Origin of the sequence: Nesterenkonia aethiopica, assembly GCF_039534665.1 — a bacterium.
GTDB classification, from domain to species: Bacteria; Actinomycetota; Actinomycetes; order Actinomycetales; family Micrococcaceae; genus Nesterenkonia; species Nesterenkonia aethiopica.
The window spans coordinates 122,557-138,320 of sequence record NZ_BAAAVT010000008.1; the positions used below are offsets into that span (position 1 = coordinate 122,557).

A 15,764-nucleotide genomic window follows, 5' to 3' on the forward strand; every position below is an offset into this window, starting at 1 on the left:
GACGGATCAGATGGCCTTCAGGCTCAGCTTGCCGGCGCTGCGGGCCCTGAGCAGCTGCACCCCCAGCACGGCGATCACCAGGGCCACGCCGATCACGTCGTAGAGGACGTCGGCGGAGAGCATCATCACCGCGCCGACGGCCAGCACGAGGCGCAGATACCAGGCCACGACCACCATGAAGTGGCCCTCCAGTGCGACACCCAGCAGCAGCACCGCCACCAGGGCGGAGGCGACCACCGTCACTCCGGTGAGCAGGTCGACGTCGCGCAGCAGCAGGTCCGGGTTGTAGACGAACATGTAGGGGATCACGAAGCCGGCGGAGGCCAGCTTGAAGGCCGCCCCGCCGGTGGCCATGGGCTTGCCCCCGCTAATGCCCGAGGCGGCGAAGGCCGCCAGCGCCACCGGTGGGGTGATGTTCGCGAACAGGCCGAAGTAGAAGACGAACAGGTGGGCCACCAGGGGCTCCACCCCGAGCGTGGTCAGCGCAGGGGCTGCCATGGTGGCGGTGACGATGTAGGCCGGGATCGAGGGCAGTCCCATGCCGAGGACCAGGCAGGCCAGCATCGTCATCACCAACGTCCAGAACAGCACCCCGCCGGAGAGCTGCACGATCGCCGAGGCCAGTGTCACCCCGAATCCGGAGATCGTCACCACTCCCACGATCACGCCCACCGAAGCGCAGGCCACCGCGACGCCGAGGGCCGACCGGGTGCCGTCCTCCAACGCCTGGAGGATGTCCCGCAGACTCATCCGGCTGGTGCGCCGCAGCATGGCCACGGCGATGGTCACCAGGATGGTCAGGAACGCCGAGTACAGGATGGTGCGCCCGGAGAAGAACAGCATGTAGAGCAGGAACACCAGCGGGATCAGCAGGTGGCCGCGGTCCTTGAGGACGCCCAGCACATCCGGCAGGTTCTCCTTGGCGATGCCCTGCAGCCCCATCCGGGTGGCCCGCAGGTGGATCTGCGCGATCAGGCTGACGTAGTACAGCAGTGCCGGGACGATGGCCGCCAGGGCCACGGTGGTGTATGGAACGCCGATGGTCTCGGCCATGATGAAGGCCGCCGCACCCATGATCGGCGGGAGCACCTGGCCGCCGACGGAGGCACTGGACTCCACAGCCCCGGCGAAGTTGCGGCTGTAGCCGATCTTCTTCATCAGCGGGATGGTGAACGCCCCGGTGGAGACCACGTTGGCGATGGCCGAGCCGTTGATCGAGCCCATGAACCCGGAGGCCAGGGTGGCGACCTTCGCGGGGCCGCCGCGGCCCTGTCCGGCGATCGCCAGCGCGAGGTCGTTGAACATCTGGCTCATTCCGGACTTCGCCAGGAAGGCGCCGAAGAGGATGAACAGGAAGATGTAGGTCGAGGAGACGCCGATGGCGGTGCCGAAGATCCCCTCGGTGGTGGTGTAGAACTGGTCGGCCAGGGTGTTCCAGTCGTAGCCGCGGTGCCGCAGGAGTCCGGGCAGCTCGCGCCCGTAGAGTCCGAAGAGCACGAACAGCAGCGCCAGGATGGGCAGCGCCCAGCCGGTCACACGACGGGCGGCCTCCAGCACCAGCACCACCAGCAGGGTGGCCACCACGATGTCACTGGTGGTGAACCGTCCTGCCTGGAGCACGATCTGCTCGTAGTTGCTCCACATGTACCAGGCAGGCGCCAGCGAGAGCAGCGCCAGGGCAGCATCGGGGATCCGCCACCACGCGGCCTGGGCCTTCCGCGAGGGCGGGTAGAGCATGAAGACCAGGAACAGGATCAGGCTGACGTGCAGCGACCGGTGGATCAGGGTGGGCGGCGCGCCGAAGTAGGCCGTGTAGAGGTGGTAGACGGCGGTGAAGATCGCCACCGCGCTGATCAGCAGCGCCAGGGGACGCCAGCGGGTCTGTCGGACTCGGGACTCGGCGTCGTACTTCGCGGCGGCCTCCGCAGCCTCCTGCTCGCGGGCGCGGCGCTCCTCCTCCGAGTCGGGAATGACCTCCAGGGTGCCGTCCGCGCTGATCGGCAGCTCTGTCGCGTCGGCGGAGGAGTCGTGCCGGACGCCGCCGGGTGGGCGCTCCGGGCCTGTCGCGCCGTCGTCGGAGGTCTTCTTCTCCCTGATCATGCTGGCCTCAGTTCTACGGGTTCGTTGTCGGGAAGCTGCAGGGGGTCGAGGAGATCGGTGTTCTCGTCGATGCCGATGCGATAGTCCACCCGGTGCGAGTGGATCCAGCGGATCGCCTCGAAGGGGCGGTCGATCTCGGTGATGACCACCCTGCCGTCCTCCAGGGTGACCACACCTTCGTCCAGGGGCATGCCGGCGCCGTACTCCTGGAACTCTGTGCGCACCAGCAGCAGCCCGTCGGCCTCGACGCGATAGCTGTCGGTCCACCGGGAGCGCTCGATGGAATGGACCCAGGAGTGGGTGACGACCGCTCCGGTCTCCACCGGCCAGGAAGCGTAGACCTCCTGCGTGCGCTGGTGGCGGCAGATGAGCTGACGCTCCGATCCGCAGGCGGTCAGCCCCGCCAGCGCGCTCGGTGCGGTGATGACGACGGCGGCCGCCCCACCGACTCCGGTGAGCAGCCGCCGTCGAGTCATGGCCGGGGCGCGGACGGAGCCCGGTGCGGACCGAGCTCCTCGCGCCGAGCCGAGGTCACTCGTCGTCGCCCTCGTCCTCAGCGTCGTCCTCAGCTGCGTCGTCAGCGTCGTCAGCGTCGTCAGCGTCATCAGCGTCGCCGTCCTCCGCGTCCTCGGCGCCGGTGTCCACACCCTGCTCCTCGAAGTACTGGGCGGCTCCGGGGTGCAGCGGGACGACCAGGCCGTCGGTGGCGGTCTCGAGCGTGATGTTCTCCGCCTCGGCGTGGGAGGCGTGGATGCGGTCGATGTTGTCGAACAGGGCGGCGGTGATGTCGTAGACCGCCTCCTCGCTCAGCTCCGAGGACGCCAGCAGGTGGTTGGTGACGCTGACGGTCTCCACGTCCTCCTCGTCCTGGTAGGTGCCCGCCGGGATGACGCTCTCGCCGAAGAACTCGTACTCGCTGAGCAGGTTCTCCCGGCCTTCCCCGTCGATCGGGACGGTGATGAAGTCCGTGTTGGTGGCGAGCTCGGTCAGCGACGGGTTCGGCAGACCCGAGGTGGCGAAGAGGGCGTCGATGTGTCCGTTGGCCATCTGGTCGGTGGCCTCCGCGTAGGACAGGTAGTCCTCGTTGATGTCGTCATAGGACATGTCGTAGGCGCCCAGGACCACCTGCGCGTTCAGCTCCACGCCCGAGCCGACGTCACCGACGGCCACATTGGCGCCGGCGAGGTCCTCCACCGACTCGATGCCCGCGCCGTCCCGCGCGATGAGCTGCACGGTGTTCGGGTACATCGTCATGATCGCGAGCAGACCATCGCGGGGGTCGTCCTCGAACGGACCGGTGCCCTCGAGGGCCTGCACGGTGGCATCCCCCATGGTGAAGGCGATCTCGGCGTTGCCGTCGGTGAGCAGGTTGATGTTCTCCGCCGAGGCGCCGGTGGCCTGCACAGAGGTGTCGGCGCCGAGCTCGTCCGCGAGCAGGTCCGCCATCGTGGCGCCGATCTGGTAGTACACCCCGGAGGAGCCTCCGGTGGCGATCGTCAGGAAGTCGGCGTCCTGGCTGCCGACGTCCTCGCCGCCTTCGGCCGCGGAGTCGCCGTCGTCGCCGCAGGCGGTGAGCAGCAGGGCGGAGGTCGCCAGGACGGCGCCGGCCGTCCGGGCTCGAGGATAGGTGCGGGTCATGGTGTTCTCCCTCGTGGATCTACGGTGCTGGTGCAGGTGCGCAGCACGACGTCCTGTGATGCACAGCACCATCCTAGGCGAGAGGGGTCACCGGAGCAGGGATGACGAGCCGACGCTGTCGGCGCGGAAGGAGGCGGCGGCTCAGGCCGGGCCGAACGGCAGTCGACGTTCCGTCAGGCTCCGGGGCCGCTGGGCGAGCGCGGAGGCGATGCTGCGCAGCGCCGTGCCGGCGGGGGAGTCGGGTGCGGAGAGGACGGCGGGGGCGCCGTCGTCGCCGGCCTGGCGCAGGCCCGTGTCCAGGGGGACGCTGCCCAGCAGCGGAATCTCTCGCCCCAGCTGGTCGGAGAGCCGGTCGGCGACGATCTGCCCGCCGCCGCTGCCGAACAGGTCCAGGGTGCTGCCGTCCGGCAGCGTCATGGGTCCCATGTTCTCCACGACGCCGGCGACCTTCTGCTCGGTCTGGGTGCTGAGCGCCCCCGCCCGCTCGGCGATGGAGGAGGCGGCGGCCTGCGGGGTGGTCACCACCAGCAGCTCGGAGCCGGGCAGCAGCTGCGCCACAGAGATCGCGATGTCCCCGGTGCCCGGCGGGAGGTCCAGCAGCAGGACGTCCAGGTCGCCGAAGTGCACGTCGGTGAGGAACTGCTCCACGGCGCGGTGGAGCATGGGGCCCCGCCAGGCCACCGCCTGGTTGCCGTCCAGGAACATGCCGATGGAGATGGTCTTCACCCCGTGCGCCACCGGTGGCAGGATCATCTCGTCCAGGCGGGTGGGCCTGTCCGTGATGCCCATCAGGTCCGGCACCGAGAAGCCGTGGATGTCGGCGTCGATCAGCCCGACCTTCAGACCCTGGTCGGCCAGGGCGCAGGCCAGGTTCACCGTCACCGTGGACTTGCCGACCCCGCCTTTGCCCGACGCCACCGCGTAGACCCGGGTGAGGCTCTCCGGTTGGGCGAACCGGTTGATGCGTCCGGACTCGCCGCCGCGCAGCTGCTCCTTGAGCTCGGCGCGCTCCTGCGGGGTCATCACGTCCAGCTCGACGGAGGCCGTGGTCACACCCTCGGCGCGCACCGCGGCGGCGGTGACGTCGTCCACGATGCGGCTGCGCATCGGGCAGCCCTCGATGGTCAGCTTGATGTGGATCCGCGCGGCACCTTCGCCGTCCACGGAGATGTCGCCGACCATGCCCAGCTGGGTGATCGGCAGCCGGATCTCCGGGTCCAGGACCTCGGACAGTCGGGTGCGGATGCGCTCGATGACGGGGGAATCAGACACCCGCCCAGTCTAGGGGCGCGGGCCGGGTCGCGTCAGGCGCGCCCATGGTCCCGGCGGCTCGGGGCGGGCATACTGGGCGACTATGGAGGAGAGCAGGGCGCATCCGTTGCGCGGTGACCAGGAGCAGGCCTTCGAAGAGTCCTGCCGCTCGGCGATCGAGCGCCTCTCCGAGGCGGTGGACCTGGTGCTGATCCACAATGAGCGTGCGGTCCGCGGAGATCAGCCTCGCCGCGTGCTCAACCCCATGATCGTCCTGCTGGCCTTCTCTGCGCTGGAACGTCAGCTCGTGGATCTGCACCACCTGGGCCGGGGCCGGCACTGGCACGGGCCCGGCACTGCGCGGACCCCGCACGGCCGATCAGTGTTCGCGGCGGAGGGCGACGATGGCTGGCGCGCGATCCTGGCGGGTCTGACACGGTCGAGGCTGCCGGAGGAGCTGCGGGTGAAGGTCTTCTCCGGGTGGCGAGGTCGGTCACCGCAGGGCCCGAGGCTTGTCACGGGTGCCCTGGGCGCCGACGGTTCGCCCGGTGACCTCGATGAGGAGCTGCGGCGGTGGCGCACCACGCGCAACGGGATCGCCCACCATTGCCTGCCGCAGCAGATGGCCCACGACGACCACGTGGTGCCCCTCTCGGATGCGGCCACGGAGCGCACGACCACGATCCAGGCCGGCGCCGCGCGGGCATGCCTGGCCACGATGGTCCAACTGGTGGACCAGATCACCGTCCATGTGGCCGCGGCGGCAGACTTCCCTGCCGACGCCGTGCCGAGACCGCCCGGCTGGTGGTTTGCCGACGATCCGCCGCAGCGCGTCCGCGGAGTGAGGGATCCGGGACGGCTGTGGGGTCCGCATGACCTCCCGCGCGGGCTCGTCCACCAGCTGGGGCGCTGAGCGCCGCACAGGTGCGCCCAGTGCGAACTCACAGCCGGGCGAGGACCGACCGCGTCCGGGACGGGGCAGAATGGTGGCATGGCGACCAATGCTCCGATGACATCCCCCCAGAACAGCGGGCTGCCCCGCGGTGAGCTCCTGGGCCGTTACCGGTCCTATGAGGATGCCCAGAAGGTGGTGGACCACCTGGCCGCCGCCGACGGCTTCGACATCAAGGCGCTCTCCATCGTGGGCAACGACCTGCGGACCGTCGAGCACATCCGCACCCGGCTGTCCTATCCGCGGGTGGCCGGCGCCGGTGCGGCGCAGGGCGCCATGTTCGGGGCGTTCATCGGACTGCTCATCGTGCTGTTCAGCCCGGAGTCCGGTCTTCCGGACCTGCTGCTGGCGGTCCTGCTGGGCACGGCGATCTGGATGATCGTCGGGGTGATCAGCTACGCGATCCGCAAGGGGCGACGGGACTTCGCCTCGTCGTCGCAGCTGGTGGCGACCACCTTCGACGTCGTCTGTGACTTCTCCGTGGCCCACCGGGCGCGGCAGCTCGTCCCCGGCGCGGGAGTGCGCGGAGTGACCGCCTATGACGACCCCACATCCCAGCCCTTGGCTCCGAACCAGCCGGCGCCGAACCAGCAGCCGTCGGCAGGTGCCGCCGTCGCACCTCCGGCCGCGGGCGCCCCGGAGGGCGCCGGCGATCCTGGTCTGCAGGGCGGCGCCTCGGCGGCGCAGCCTCGCGCGGGCTACGACGACCTTCCTGACGGCAGGCCCCGGTTCGGCGTCCGTGTGGACCAGCAGCCCGTGCAGGAGCAGCCGGCGCAGGACCAGGCTGCGCAGGCGCAGCTGGGCGACGACCGCCCTGCAGCTGACGGGGCACAGGAGGGCCGGCCCCAGGAGTCAGACCGTCAGTGATCGGCGGACAGTGCCTCAGGCCTCAGCGCCGCGCCGCCCGGTGATGGCCTGCCAGAGGAACGCCACGATCACGCCGCCGCCGATGGCGAACAGCCAGGTGCCGAGGTCGAAGAAGGCATCGTTGACGTTGACGCCGAAGATGGCGGAGGCGATGAATCCGCCGACCAGTGCGCCCAGCACACCGGTGATGAGTGCGGCGATCCACCCTCCGGGCTGCTTGCCGGGCAGGATCGCGCGGGCGATCGCGCCCGCGATGAGACCGAGGATGAGCCAGCCGATGATACTCATAGAAGCCTCCTAAGCAGGTCGTCAGGACCTTTCTGGTCCGTGACGTCAGGATAGGACTGCTCGCCGACGGCTGACCAGCAATGATGAGCCGCCTTCACCGTGATCGTCAGGGGCAGCGCGATCCCGTCGACCGTCGAGGGGTCAGATCCGCGCATATCTGCGCCCGAGTGACGCGCGTCAGCAGCGTGAGACGTGCGCAAAAGTGACTCCTGGAATCGGCAGGTGCTCGGAGGACGGCCGGGCGCAGACACAGGAGAGCCCCGGGCGCCGGTGGGGCGCCCGGGGCTCCTCAGCGTGGGGGAGACCCGCCGCTCGGCCGGCCTGACCGGGTCAGGGCGGGCCTCAGCGCTCCCAGATCCCGCGCATCCACGCCTCCACGTCCTCGGCGGTCCGAGGGAGCGCAGCCGAGAGGTTCTCGGCACCGTCGGCGGTGACCAGCACGTCGTCCTCGATCCGTACCCCGATGCCGCGGTACTCCTCGGGCACCGCGAGGTCCTCGGCCTTGAAGTACAGGCCGGGCTCGATGGTGAACACCATGCCCTCTTCGAGGACGCCGTCCAGGTAGAGCTCCCGCTTGGCCTGGGCGCAGTCGTGCACGTCCAGTCCCAGATGGTGGGAGGTGCCGTGCGGCATCCACCGGCGGTGGTGCTGACCCTCCTCGGACAGGGCCTCCTCGAGACTCACCGGCAGCAGTCCCCAGGAGTCCAGGTGCTCGGCGAGCACGCGCACGGCGGTCTGGTGGATCTCGCGGAAGCGGATGCCCGGCCGGACCACCTCGAAGGCGGCGTCGGCGGCGGCCAGCACGGCCTCGTAGACCCGCCGCTGCACCTCGCTGAAGCTGCCGCTCACCGGCAGGGTGCGGGTGATGTCTGCGGTGTAGAGGGAGTCGGCCTCCACGCCGGCGTCCAGCAGCAGAAGGTCGCCCTCGCGCACCTCGCCGGTGTTGCGGATCCAGTGCAGCACGGTCGCGTTGTTGCCGGAGGCCGCGATCGTGTCATAGCCGAGGTCGTTGCCCTCCAGGCGGGCCCGGGCGAAGAACGCCCCCTCCACCACGCGCTCGCCGCGGCTGTGGCCCACCGCGCGGGGCAGTGCGGCGACGACGTCGTGGAAGCCGGCGATCGTGGAGGCCACCGAAGTGCGCAGCTGCTCCACCTCCCAGTCGTCCTTGACCAGCCGCAGTGCGGAGAGGTGCTCGGCCAGCTCGGCGTCCAGCGAGTCGGAGGCCTCCAGGTCCACGCCGGTGTTGATGCGGGAGGTGTCCACCAGGGCGTCGACGTTGAGGTCCACCTCCCGCAGCAGCCGGATCCGGGTGCCGCCGATCTCCACGGCGCCGGCGTTCTTGGTCGCGGCCACCTCCAGTTCGGAGAGGTCGGCGGTGCGCAGGCCCAGGCGCTGGCGGAACTCGTCGAGCCCCGGGCGCGGGCCGATCCAGAACTCGCCGTGGCGGGCGTCGGCGTAGAACTCCTCGGAGTCCCGGCCGGCCATGGGCTTGAAATACAGCGTGCACTCGTGGTGGCCGCCGTCATCGCCGGCACCCTCGTCCACGGGCTCGAACACCAGGACCGCATCCGGCTCGTGGTCGACCCCCAGCCCGGTGAGGTGGGCGAAGGCCGAATGCGGGCGGAAGCGGTAGTCGGTGTCGTTGGAGCGGACCTTCAGCGGTCCCGCCGGAAGCACCAGCCGTTCCCCGGCGAAGGCTTCGGAGACCCGACGCCGGCGCTGTGCCGCGTGGTCGGCCACAGCGTCACGGTCGTGTCGGACGTCCTCGGCCGGCGCCCAGGAGGACGCCATGAACTCGCGGAACGCGTCGGAGGTGGGGCGCTGGGACCGGTTGGAGCCCCGGTCCTCGAGCGGCTGGTCGGCGGACTCGTCCGCCGTCGTCGACGGCGCCTCGCCGGGCGCCCGAGTGGAAGAAGCATGATTCTGCGAACTGAGCATGGACACCAGTGTTCCACTTAACGGCGGCCGCTCCCACCGTGGACGAGGCCACTCACCCGCTGTGGCGGATACAGTGAGTCCATGGGCGTCGACCTCCACACGCATTCGTACTGCTCCGACGGCACACAGTCCCCGGCAGACGTCGTGGCCACCGCGGCGCGGGCAGGCCTCGACGGGCTGGCGCTGACCGACCATGACACCACGGTCGGCTGGGCCGAGGCGATGCGTGCCGCCCAGGAGCACGGGATCCTGCTGATCCCCGGCATGGAGATCACCACGCTGACCGATGATCGCATCAGCGTCCACATGCTCAGCTATCTGCACGATCCGCACCACGAAGGCCTCGCCCGGGCCATCCGCGACGCCCGGACCGGACGGGTGACGCGGGCACAACGCATGGCCGAGCGCCTCAGCGTCGACTTCCCCTTGAGCTGGGATGATGTGCTGGAGCAGGTCGCCGACGGCGCCACGGTGGGGCGGCCTCATCTGGCGGACGCTCTCGTGGCCATCGGTGCGGTGGCCGACCGGCAGGAGGCCTTCGACCGGCTCCTGTTCCGCGGATCCCCGTACTACGTCAGCCAGGAGAACATGCACCCGACCACGGCGATCCGGCTGGTCCGGGAGGCCGGGGGAGTCCCGGTGATCGCCCACTCGATGGCCTCGACGCGGGGGCGGACGGTGTCGATGGATCAGCTGGAGGAGATGATCGAGGTCGGACTGGCCGGCGTGGAGGTCTGGCACCGGGACAATCCGCCCGACGGCCGACGCATCCTGCTGGACCTGGCACGGCGGCACGACCTGCTGACCACCGGCTCCTCGGACTATCACGGCGCGGGAAAACCGAACCTCATCGGAGAGAACACCACCGACCTGGACACGGTCGCGGAACTGCTGGACCTGGCCACCGGCTCTCCGGCGTACGGACGCCTTCCCGGCGTGTGAGTCCCGGCCCTCAGCTCGGCCCCGTCGCCGGGCGGGCGGTGCGTCCGCGTCGACGGGCACAGGTGTCACGCGGGGAGGGCGCGGTTCCGTACACTGGGTGTCCATGACACAGGACGCGACCACCTCCGAGCCGAGCACTCCGCAGCGCGCCAAGCGGATGCCGCGCGAGCAGCGTCGACGCCAGTTGCTGGACTGTGCGCTGCAGGTCTTCGTGGCCAAGGGGTACCACGCGGCGTCGATGGATGACATCGCCGATGTCGCCCAGGTCTCCAAGCCGGTGCTCTATCAGCACTTCCCGGGCAAGCACGAGCTCTTCCTGGACCTGCTGGACACGCACCTGGCGCAGCTGGAGCGGATGATCACGGAGGCGCTGGGGTCCACCGAGGACAACAAGGAGCGCGTCTCGGCCACCATGACGGCCTTCTACGAGTTCATCTCGCGGGAGGACGAGGCCTATCGGCTGCTGTTCACATCCGGGATGGACAACGATGAGGCCGTCGAGACCCGCATGGAGCGCTTCCATGACAATGTGGCCGCCGCCATCGCGGAGGTCATCGCGGACGACACGGGCCAGCCCATGGCGGAGGCCACCCTGCTGGGGCACGGGCTCATCGGCATGATCACCTCGGCGGCCCGTCACTGGAGCCGGCTCTCGGAGCGTCCGGACCTGGACGTCTCCTCGCAGCTGACGTCCCGTTTGGCTTGGCGCGGAATCTCGGGCTTCCCCAAGGAGCCCGACGCCGGCACGCCGGCACAGTAGGTAGTATCGGAGCGGCACAGATCGCGCCGAGCCGAAGGAGTGGCATGGAAGTTCGTATCGGAGTCCAGAACGTCTCCCGCGAGATCGTCATCGAGACCGACGCCTCAGCGGAGGACGTCGAGAAGACGGTGGCTGACGCGGTGGAGAACGCCAAGCCGCTGCTGACCCTCACGGACCGTCGTGAGAAGAAGATCGTGGTGCCGGTCGCCAGCATCGGGTATGTGGAGATCGGCTCCGACACCAAGCAGACTGTCGGCTTCGCCGCAGTCGCCGAATGAAAGAATCTATGACTGAACAGACAGCTGAATCGGCCGAAGGCACCGTGCAGGTCGACGGCGGCGAGACCGCCGAGCCCACGGTGACCTTCGCCGACTTCAACGTCCGCCCCGAGATCGTCGAGGCGCTCGCTGAGAAGGGGATCATCACACCGTTCCCCATCCAGGCGGAGACGCTGCCGATCGCCCTGGGTGGCTATGACATCATCGGGCAGGCCAAGACCGGAACGGGCAAGACCCTCGGCTTCGGCATACCCGCCATCCAGCGCGTGACCGCGCCCCACGACCCCGGCTTCGACGAGATGCCCTCCCCGGGCGCCCCGCAGGCGCTGGTGGTCGCCCCCACCCGTGAGCTCGCCGTCCAGGTGGCCGAAGACATCAAGGTCGCCGGCGCCAAGCGCGGCGTGCGGGTCGCCACCATCTACGGCGGACGGGCCTATGAGCCGCAGATCGAGGAGCTGCAGCGCGGCGTCGAGATCGTCGTCGGCACCCCCGGGCGGCTCATCGACCTGCACCGGCAGCGCCACCTGAAGCTGAAGAACGTCAACATCGTGGTCCTGGACGAGGCCGACGAGATGCTCGACCTGGGTTTCCTGCCCGACGTCGAGACGATCCTCGGCGCGCTGCCGGCCGTGCGCCAGACGATGCTGTTCTCGGCGACCATGCCGGGTCCGGTCGTCGCCATGGCGCGGCGCTACATGACCAAGCCGACGCACATCAGCGCCGCCGACCCCGCCGACGAGGGGGTCACCAAGAAGGACATCCGTCAGGTCGTCTACCGGGCCCACCACCTGGACAAGGACGAGGTCGTGGCCCGCATCCTGCAGGCCGAGGGCCGAGGACGCACGATCATCTTCACCCGCACCAAGCGGCAGGCCGACAAGCTCTCCACCGAGCTCATCGCCCGCGGCTTCGCAGCCGGCGCCATCCACGGGGACCTGGGCCAGGGTGCGCGGGAGCAGGCGCTGCGCGCGTTCCGCAACGAGAAGATCGACGTGCTCGTCGCCACCGATGTCGCCGCCCGCGGCATCGACGTCACCGACGTCACCCATGTCATCAACCTCAACGCTCCCGACGACGAGAAGACCTACCTCCACCGGATCGGCCGGACCGGCCGCGCCGGGCAGAAGGGCACCGCGGTGACCTTCGTGGACTGGGAGGACGTCCCGCGCTGGAAGCTGATCAACCGTGCGCTGAACCTCGGCATCGACGAGCCGGTGGAGACCTACTCCTCCTCGCCGCACCTGTTCACCGACCTCGACATCCCGAAGGGGACCAAGGGGCGGCTGCCGCGGCACAAGCGATCGAAGACGGGCCTGGGCGACGAGCGTCTCGAGGACCTCGGAGGTCCCTCGGCGAAGAAGGAGCGGGGTGGCTCCCGCGAGGGTCGCGGCTCCCGCTCCGGCGCTCGGAGCGAGGGCGGTTCGCGGGGCGAGGGCGGTTCGCGGGGCGGTCGGTCGCGGTCGCGTCGCCGATCGGACTCCGCAGGCGGGCAGGACCAGCAGCGCCAGGAGAGTCAGCAGAGTCAGCAGAGCTCCGGCGGTGGCTCCTCTGCCGAGGGCGGCTCGGGCGGCCAGCGTCGCCGTCGTCGTCGCCGCCGCTCCGGGTCGGGCTCCGGCTCGACAGCAGGCTCCGCGGACTGAGCTCCCGCGGGCCGGTGCGGACCTGGAGATGACGACCTTCGCCGTGGACGGTCCGTCGCTCGTGCTCGAGGGCGAGAACCTCGAGCACCTGCGGCGGCTCCCCGACGGGGCCTTCGCGATGATCTACCTGGACCCGCCCTTCAACACGGGGCGGGCCCAGCGGTCGGTCCGCACGACCTCCGTCCGGCGGCACGACGGCGGCGGACGGGTGGGGTTCGCCGGTCGCAGCTACGACACCTTCCGTGAGCTGCTGGCCGCCTACGACGACTCCTTCCCGGACTACTGGGACTTTCTGGAGCCTCGACTGCTCGAGGCCTGGCGTCTGCTGGATGACACCGGGACCCTGTACCTGCACCTGGACTATCGCGAGGTGCACTACGCGAAGGTCATGTGCGATGCGATCTTCGGCCGCGACTGCTTCCTCAATGAGATCGTCTGGGCCTATGACTATGGTGCCCGGACGAAGAAGCGCTGGCCGACCAAGCACGAGACGATCCTGGTCTATGTCAAGGATCCTCAGCGCTACCACTTCGACTCCGCCGAGGTCGATCGCGAACCGTACATGGCTCCGGGCCTGGTGACCCCGGAGAAGGCCGCCCGGGGCAAGCTGCCCACCGACGTCTGGTGGCACACCATCGTCTCGCCCACGGGTCGGGAGAAGACCGGCTATCCCACGCAGAAGCCCGTGGGGCTCGTACGCCGCATGGTGCAGGCCTCCTCCCGACCGGGCGACTGGGTGCTGGACTTCTTTGCGGGCTCGGGCACGCTGGGGGCCGCCGCTGCGGAGACCGGCCGCCGGTTCGTCTGCATCGACTCCTCACCGCAGGCGGTCGACGTCATGGCCCGGCGTCTGGGCGACCACGCCGAGGTCCACCGGGCGGATCCTCCGCCTGCTGCGTCGGCTGACATCGAGGGCCAGCGTGAGGGTGCTGCGTCATGATCGAGTTCGACCATGTCACCAAGACCTACGCGGACGGCACGACGGCGGTCCGGGACTTCAGCCTGACGGTTCCCTCCCACACCACCACGGTGCTGCTGGGGTCCTCCGGATGCGGCAAGACCACCCTGCTGCGAATGGTCAATCGGATGGTGGAGCCGACCTCAGGTGAGGTCCGCATCGATGGGGAGACGGTGTCCTCGCGACCGCCGGTGCAGCTGAGGCGCAGCATCGGCTATGTCATGCAGCACTCCGGGCTCATGCCGCACCGCCGGGTGGTGGACAACATCGCCACCGTTCCGCGTCTCAACGGTGTCTCCCGGGGTGCCGCGCAGGAGCGGGCTCGTGACCTGATGGAGTTGGTGGACCTGGCCCCCGAGCTGGCACGTCGATACCCGGCCCAGCTCTCCGGAGGGCAGCAGCAGCGGGTCGGCGTGGCACGCGCCCTGGCCGACGACCCCAACATCCTGCTCATGGACGAGCCCTTCGGCGCGGTGGACCCGCTGGTCCGGGTGGAGCTGCAGTCCCAGTTGAGGCGCCTGCAGGTTCAGCTGCGCAAGACCATCATCTTCGTCACCCATGACATCGACGAGGCACTCGCCCTGGGGGATCAGATCGTCGTGCTGCGCAGCGGCGGGGAGGTGGCCCAGATCGGCACGCCCCGGGAGCTGGTGGAGGAGCCCGCCGACGCCTTCGTCTCCCGATTCCTGGGACTGCAGGACGGACGACGGCGACTGCATGCCTCCCCGCGGGTCGGCGGCGGCTGGACGGTCGTCGACGACACCGGGAGACCGGTCGGGCTGATCGAGGGCGAGGACGGCACGGAGCCTGCGGCCCCGTCGCCAGAAGGTTGCTGATGGACTGGGCCCTGGCGAACCTGCCGCGCATCCTGAGCCTGACGGTCGACCATCTGCTGCTCAGCCTTCCCGCCGTCGCGGCGGCCTTCCTTCTGGCCCTTCCGCTGGGGCGTGTCGCCGATCGGCTCGGACGCCTGCGTGAGCCTCTCCTGGGCTCGGTGGGTCTGCTCTATGCGATTCCGTCGCTGCCGTTGTTCATCGTCCTGCCGATCCTCATCGGGACCGGGGTGCGGGACGCTCTCAATGTGACCGTCGCGCTCACGCTGTTCGGTCTGGCGCTGATGGTCCGTTCCGCCGCGGATGCCTTCGGCGCGGTCTCCCACGACGTCCGGCTGGCCGCGGTCGCGGTCGGGCAGTCCCGCTGGGGCGCCTTCCTCACAGTGGAGCTGCCTCTGGCCGGGCCTGCGCTGCTGGCGGGGCTGCGGGTGGTCTCCGTGAGCACCATCAGTCTGGTCAGCGTCTCCGCGGTCCTGGGTGTGGCGAGCCTCGGCTCCCTGTTCACCGACGGGTTCCAGCGTGGCATCGTGCCGTCCATCGCCGCCGGCATCATCATGACCGTGCTGCTCGCCGTCGTCGTGGACCTGCTGCTGGTGGGCCTGGGCCGGCTGGCGATGCCCTGGCAGCGTGCCCAGGCGAGGCGGGCCGGCTCATGACCCATCTGGTGGAGGCGCTGCAGTGGGTCCTCAGCGCCGAGTCCTGGGCGGGTCCGGGCGGTCTCGGAGTCCGCACGGCCGAGCACCTCTGGTACACCCTGCTGGCGCTGGTGCTGTCCACGGCGATCGCCCTTCCTGCCGGGCTGGTCATCGGCCACACCGGGCGGGGCCGGGCGCTGGCCGTGCTCTCCACCGGGGCCGCCCGTGCTCTGCCGACCCTGGGGATCATCACCTTGGCCGGCCTCGCGGTGGGGATCGGGCTGAAGGCCCCGATGATCGCCTTCGTGGTCCTGGCGGTGCCCTCGATCATCGCCGGCGCCTATTCGGGGGTGGAGGCGGTGGACCGCCGCGTGGTCGACGCCGCGCGCGCCCAGGGGCTCAGCCCGTGGCAGGTGCTGGTGACCGTGGAGGTGCCGCTGGGGCTGCGGCTGATCCTGGGCGGGGTGCGTCTGGCAACCCTGCAGGTCATCGCCACCGCCACCCTGGCCGCCTACGTGGGGGCCGGGGGACTGGGGCGGCCGCTGTTCCTGGGCCTGCGCAACCATGACTATGCCATGATGCTGGGAGCGTCCCTCGTGGTCATCGCCGTGGCGATCCTCGTCGACGCCCTGTTCATCGCAGCCCTACGGATTCTCAGGAGGATCCCCGGGATCCACTGAGCTC

At 69.9% G+C, this 15,764-nt stretch carries 16 protein-coding genes; 10 read left to right on the forward strand and 6 right to left on the reverse strand.

Annotated elements, in window-relative coordinates:
* Positions 1-6: 6 nt before the first annotated feature.
* The 4 genes from ABD658_RS07735 to ABD658_RS07750 form a co-directional block, all read right to left on the reverse strand.
* Positions 7-2,100, reverse strand: a complete 2,094-nt coding sequence (locus ABD658_RS07735; RefSeq protein WP_344682399.1) for a TRAP transporter permease — start codon at positions 2,098-2,100, stop codon at positions 7-9.
* Entirely contained in the window at positions 2,097-2,576 is a 480-nt protein-coding gene (locus ABD658_RS07740; protein WP_344682397.1) for a DUF1850 domain-containing protein, read from the reverse strand. Before ABD658_RS07740 ends, ABD658_RS07735 begins: the two co-directional genes overlap by 4 nt.
* Positions 2,577-2,631: 55 nt before the next feature.
* Positions 2,632-3,738 carry a TAXI family TRAP transporter solute-binding subunit gene (locus ABD658_RS07745; RefSeq protein ID WP_344682395.1) on the reverse strand — a complete coding sequence of 369 codons (1,107 nt, stop codon included), beginning with the start codon at positions 3,736-3,738 and terminating at the stop codon, positions 2,632-2,634.
* Between the two features lie 141 nt (positions 3,739-3,879).
* Positions 3,880-5,010 carry an Mrp/NBP35 family ATP-binding protein gene (locus ABD658_RS07750; RefSeq protein ID WP_344682393.1) on the reverse strand — a complete coding sequence of 377 codons (1,131 nt, stop codon included), beginning with the start codon at positions 5,008-5,010 and terminating at the stop codon, positions 3,880-3,882.
* Between the two features lie 82 nt (positions 5,011-5,092).
* Between ABD658_RS07750 and ABD658_RS07755 the strand changes: the two genes are divergently transcribed.
* Both ABD658_RS07755 and ABD658_RS07760 read left to right on the forward strand, forming a co-directional pair.
* Positions 5,093-5,902 (forward strand): hypothetical protein, encoded by an 810-nt coding sequence (locus ABD658_RS07755; RefSeq protein WP_344682391.1) that lies wholly within the window; start codon positions 5,093-5,095, stop codon positions 5,900-5,902.
* 96 nt (positions 5,903-5,998) lie between these two features.
* A complete protein-coding gene (locus tag ABD658_RS07760; protein WP_344682389.1) occupies positions 5,999-6,808 on the forward strand; it encodes a YflT domain-containing protein in 810 nt (269 codons plus the stop codon).
* A 15-nt stretch (positions 6,809-6,823) separates the two neighbouring features.
* Here ABD658_RS07760 and ABD658_RS07765 read toward each other — a convergent pair whose 3' ends face one another.
* Positions 6,824-7,096 carry a GlsB/YeaQ/YmgE family stress response membrane protein gene (locus tag ABD658_RS07765; RefSeq protein ID WP_344682387.1) on the reverse strand — a complete coding sequence of 91 codons (273 nt, stop codon included), beginning with the start codon at positions 7,094-7,096 and terminating at the stop codon, positions 6,824-6,826.
* A gap of 342 nt (positions 7,097-7,438) precedes the next feature.
* The gene (locus ABD658_RS07770; RefSeq protein ID WP_344682385.1) at positions 7,439-9,034 is read right to left on the reverse strand and encodes an aminopeptidase P family protein; all 1,596 of its coding nucleotides are present in this window, start codon (positions 9,032-9,034) and stop codon (positions 7,439-7,441) included.
* An 81-nt stretch (positions 9,035-9,115) separates the two neighbouring features.
* Between ABD658_RS07770 and ABD658_RS07775 the strand changes: the two genes are divergently transcribed.
* The 8 genes from ABD658_RS07775 (at position 9,116) to ABD658_RS07810 (ending at position 15,760) form a co-directional block, all read left to right on the forward strand.
* Positions 9,116-9,976, forward strand: coding sequence for a PHP domain-containing protein (locus tag ABD658_RS07775; protein ID WP_311025708.1), 861 nt, complete (start codon positions 9,116-9,118; stop codon positions 9,974-9,976).
* Positions 9,977-10,079: 103 nt separating this feature from the next.
* The gene (locus tag ABD658_RS07780) at positions 10,080-10,736 is read left to right on the forward strand and encodes a TetR/AcrR family transcriptional regulator (protein ID WP_070160779.1); all 657 of its coding nucleotides are present in this window, start codon (positions 10,080-10,082) and stop codon (positions 10,734-10,736) included.
* 44 nt (positions 10,737-10,780) lie between these two features.
* Positions 10,781-11,014, forward strand: coding sequence for a DUF3107 domain-containing protein (locus ABD658_RS07785; protein WP_070160761.1), 234 nt, complete (start codon positions 10,781-10,783; stop codon positions 11,012-11,014).
* A gap of 8 nt (positions 11,015-11,022) precedes the next feature.
* Complete coding sequence (locus tag ABD658_RS07790) at positions 11,023-12,654, forward strand: DEAD/DEAH box helicase (RefSeq protein ID WP_344682380.1); 1,632 nt, start codon at positions 11,023-11,025, stop codon at positions 12,652-12,654.
* Between the two features lie 28 nt (positions 12,655-12,682).
* Positions 12,683-13,594, forward strand: coding sequence for a DNA-methyltransferase (locus ABD658_RS07795; RefSeq protein ID WP_344682378.1), 912 nt, complete (start codon positions 12,683-12,685; stop codon positions 13,592-13,594).
* Complete coding sequence (locus ABD658_RS07800) at positions 13,591-14,448, forward strand: ABC transporter ATP-binding protein (protein WP_344744224.1); 858 nt, start codon at positions 13,591-13,593, stop codon at positions 14,446-14,448. The genes ABD658_RS07795 and ABD658_RS07800 overlap by 4 nt, the downstream gene beginning before the upstream one ends.
* Positions 14,448-15,101, forward strand: coding sequence for an ABC transporter permease (locus ABD658_RS07805; protein WP_344682376.1), 654 nt, complete (start codon positions 14,448-14,450; stop codon positions 15,099-15,101). Before ABD658_RS07800 ends, ABD658_RS07805 begins: the two co-directional genes overlap by 1 nt.
* On the forward strand, positions 15,098-15,760 hold the full coding sequence (locus ABD658_RS07810; RefSeq protein WP_344682374.1) for an ABC transporter permease: 663 nt from the start codon (positions 15,098-15,100) through the stop codon (positions 15,758-15,760). The genes ABD658_RS07805 and ABD658_RS07810 overlap by 4 nt, the downstream gene beginning before the upstream one ends.
* Positions 15,761-15,764: the final 4 nt, after the last annotated feature.

Coding starts and splice junctions, on each gene's coding strand:
- ABD658_RS07735 (WP_344682399.1), bottom strand. CDS start 2,100: ATGATCAGGGAGAAGAAGACCTCCGACGACGGCGCGACAGGCCCGGAG.
- ABD658_RS07790 (WP_344682380.1), top strand. CDS start 11,023: ATGACTGAACAGACAGCTGAATCGGCCGAAGGCACCGTGCAGGTCGAC.
- ABD658_RS07745 (WP_344682395.1), bottom strand. CDS start 3,738: ATGACCCGCACCTATCCTCGAGCCCGGACGGCCGGCGCCGTCCTGGCG.
- ABD658_RS07765 (WP_344682387.1), bottom strand. CDS start 7,096: ATGAGTATCATCGGCTGGCTCATCCTCGGTCTCATCGCGGGCGCGATC.
- ABD658_RS07795 (WP_344682378.1), top strand. CDS start 12,683: ATGACGACCTTCGCCGTGGACGGTCCGTCGCTCGTGCTCGAGGGCGAG.
- ABD658_RS07805 (WP_344682376.1), top strand. CDS start 14,448: ATGGACTGGGCCCTGGCGAACCTGCCGCGCATCCTGAGCCTGACGGTC.
- ABD658_RS07800 (WP_344744224.1), top strand. CDS start 13,591: ATGATCGAGTTCGACCATGTCACCAAGACCTACGCGGACGGCACGACG.
- ABD658_RS07755 (WP_344682391.1), top strand. CDS start 5,093: ATGGAGGAGAGCAGGGCGCATCCGTTGCGCGGTGACCAGGAGCAGGCC.
- ABD658_RS07785 (WP_070160761.1), top strand. CDS start 10,781: ATGGAAGTTCGTATCGGAGTCCAGAACGTCTCCCGCGAGATCGTCATC.
- ABD658_RS07775 (WP_311025708.1), top strand. CDS start 9,116: ATGGGCGTCGACCTCCACACGCATTCGTACTGCTCCGACGGCACACAG.
- ABD658_RS07760 (WP_344682389.1), top strand. CDS start 5,999: ATGACATCCCCCCAGAACAGCGGGCTGCCCCGCGGTGAGCTCCTGGGC.
- ABD658_RS07780 (WP_070160779.1), top strand. CDS start 10,080: ATGACACAGGACGCGACCACCTCCGAGCCGAGCACTCCGCAGCGCGCC.
- ABD658_RS07740 (WP_344682397.1), bottom strand. CDS start 2,576: ATGACTCGACGGCGGCTGCTCACCGGAGTCGGTGGGGCGGCCGCCGTC.
- ABD658_RS07810 (WP_344682374.1), top strand. CDS start 15,098: ATGACCCATCTGGTGGAGGCGCTGCAGTGGGTCCTCAGCGCCGAGTCC.
- ABD658_RS07770 (WP_344682385.1), bottom strand. CDS start 9,034: ATGCTCAGTTCGCAGAATCATGCTTCTTCCACTCGGGCGCCCGGCGAG.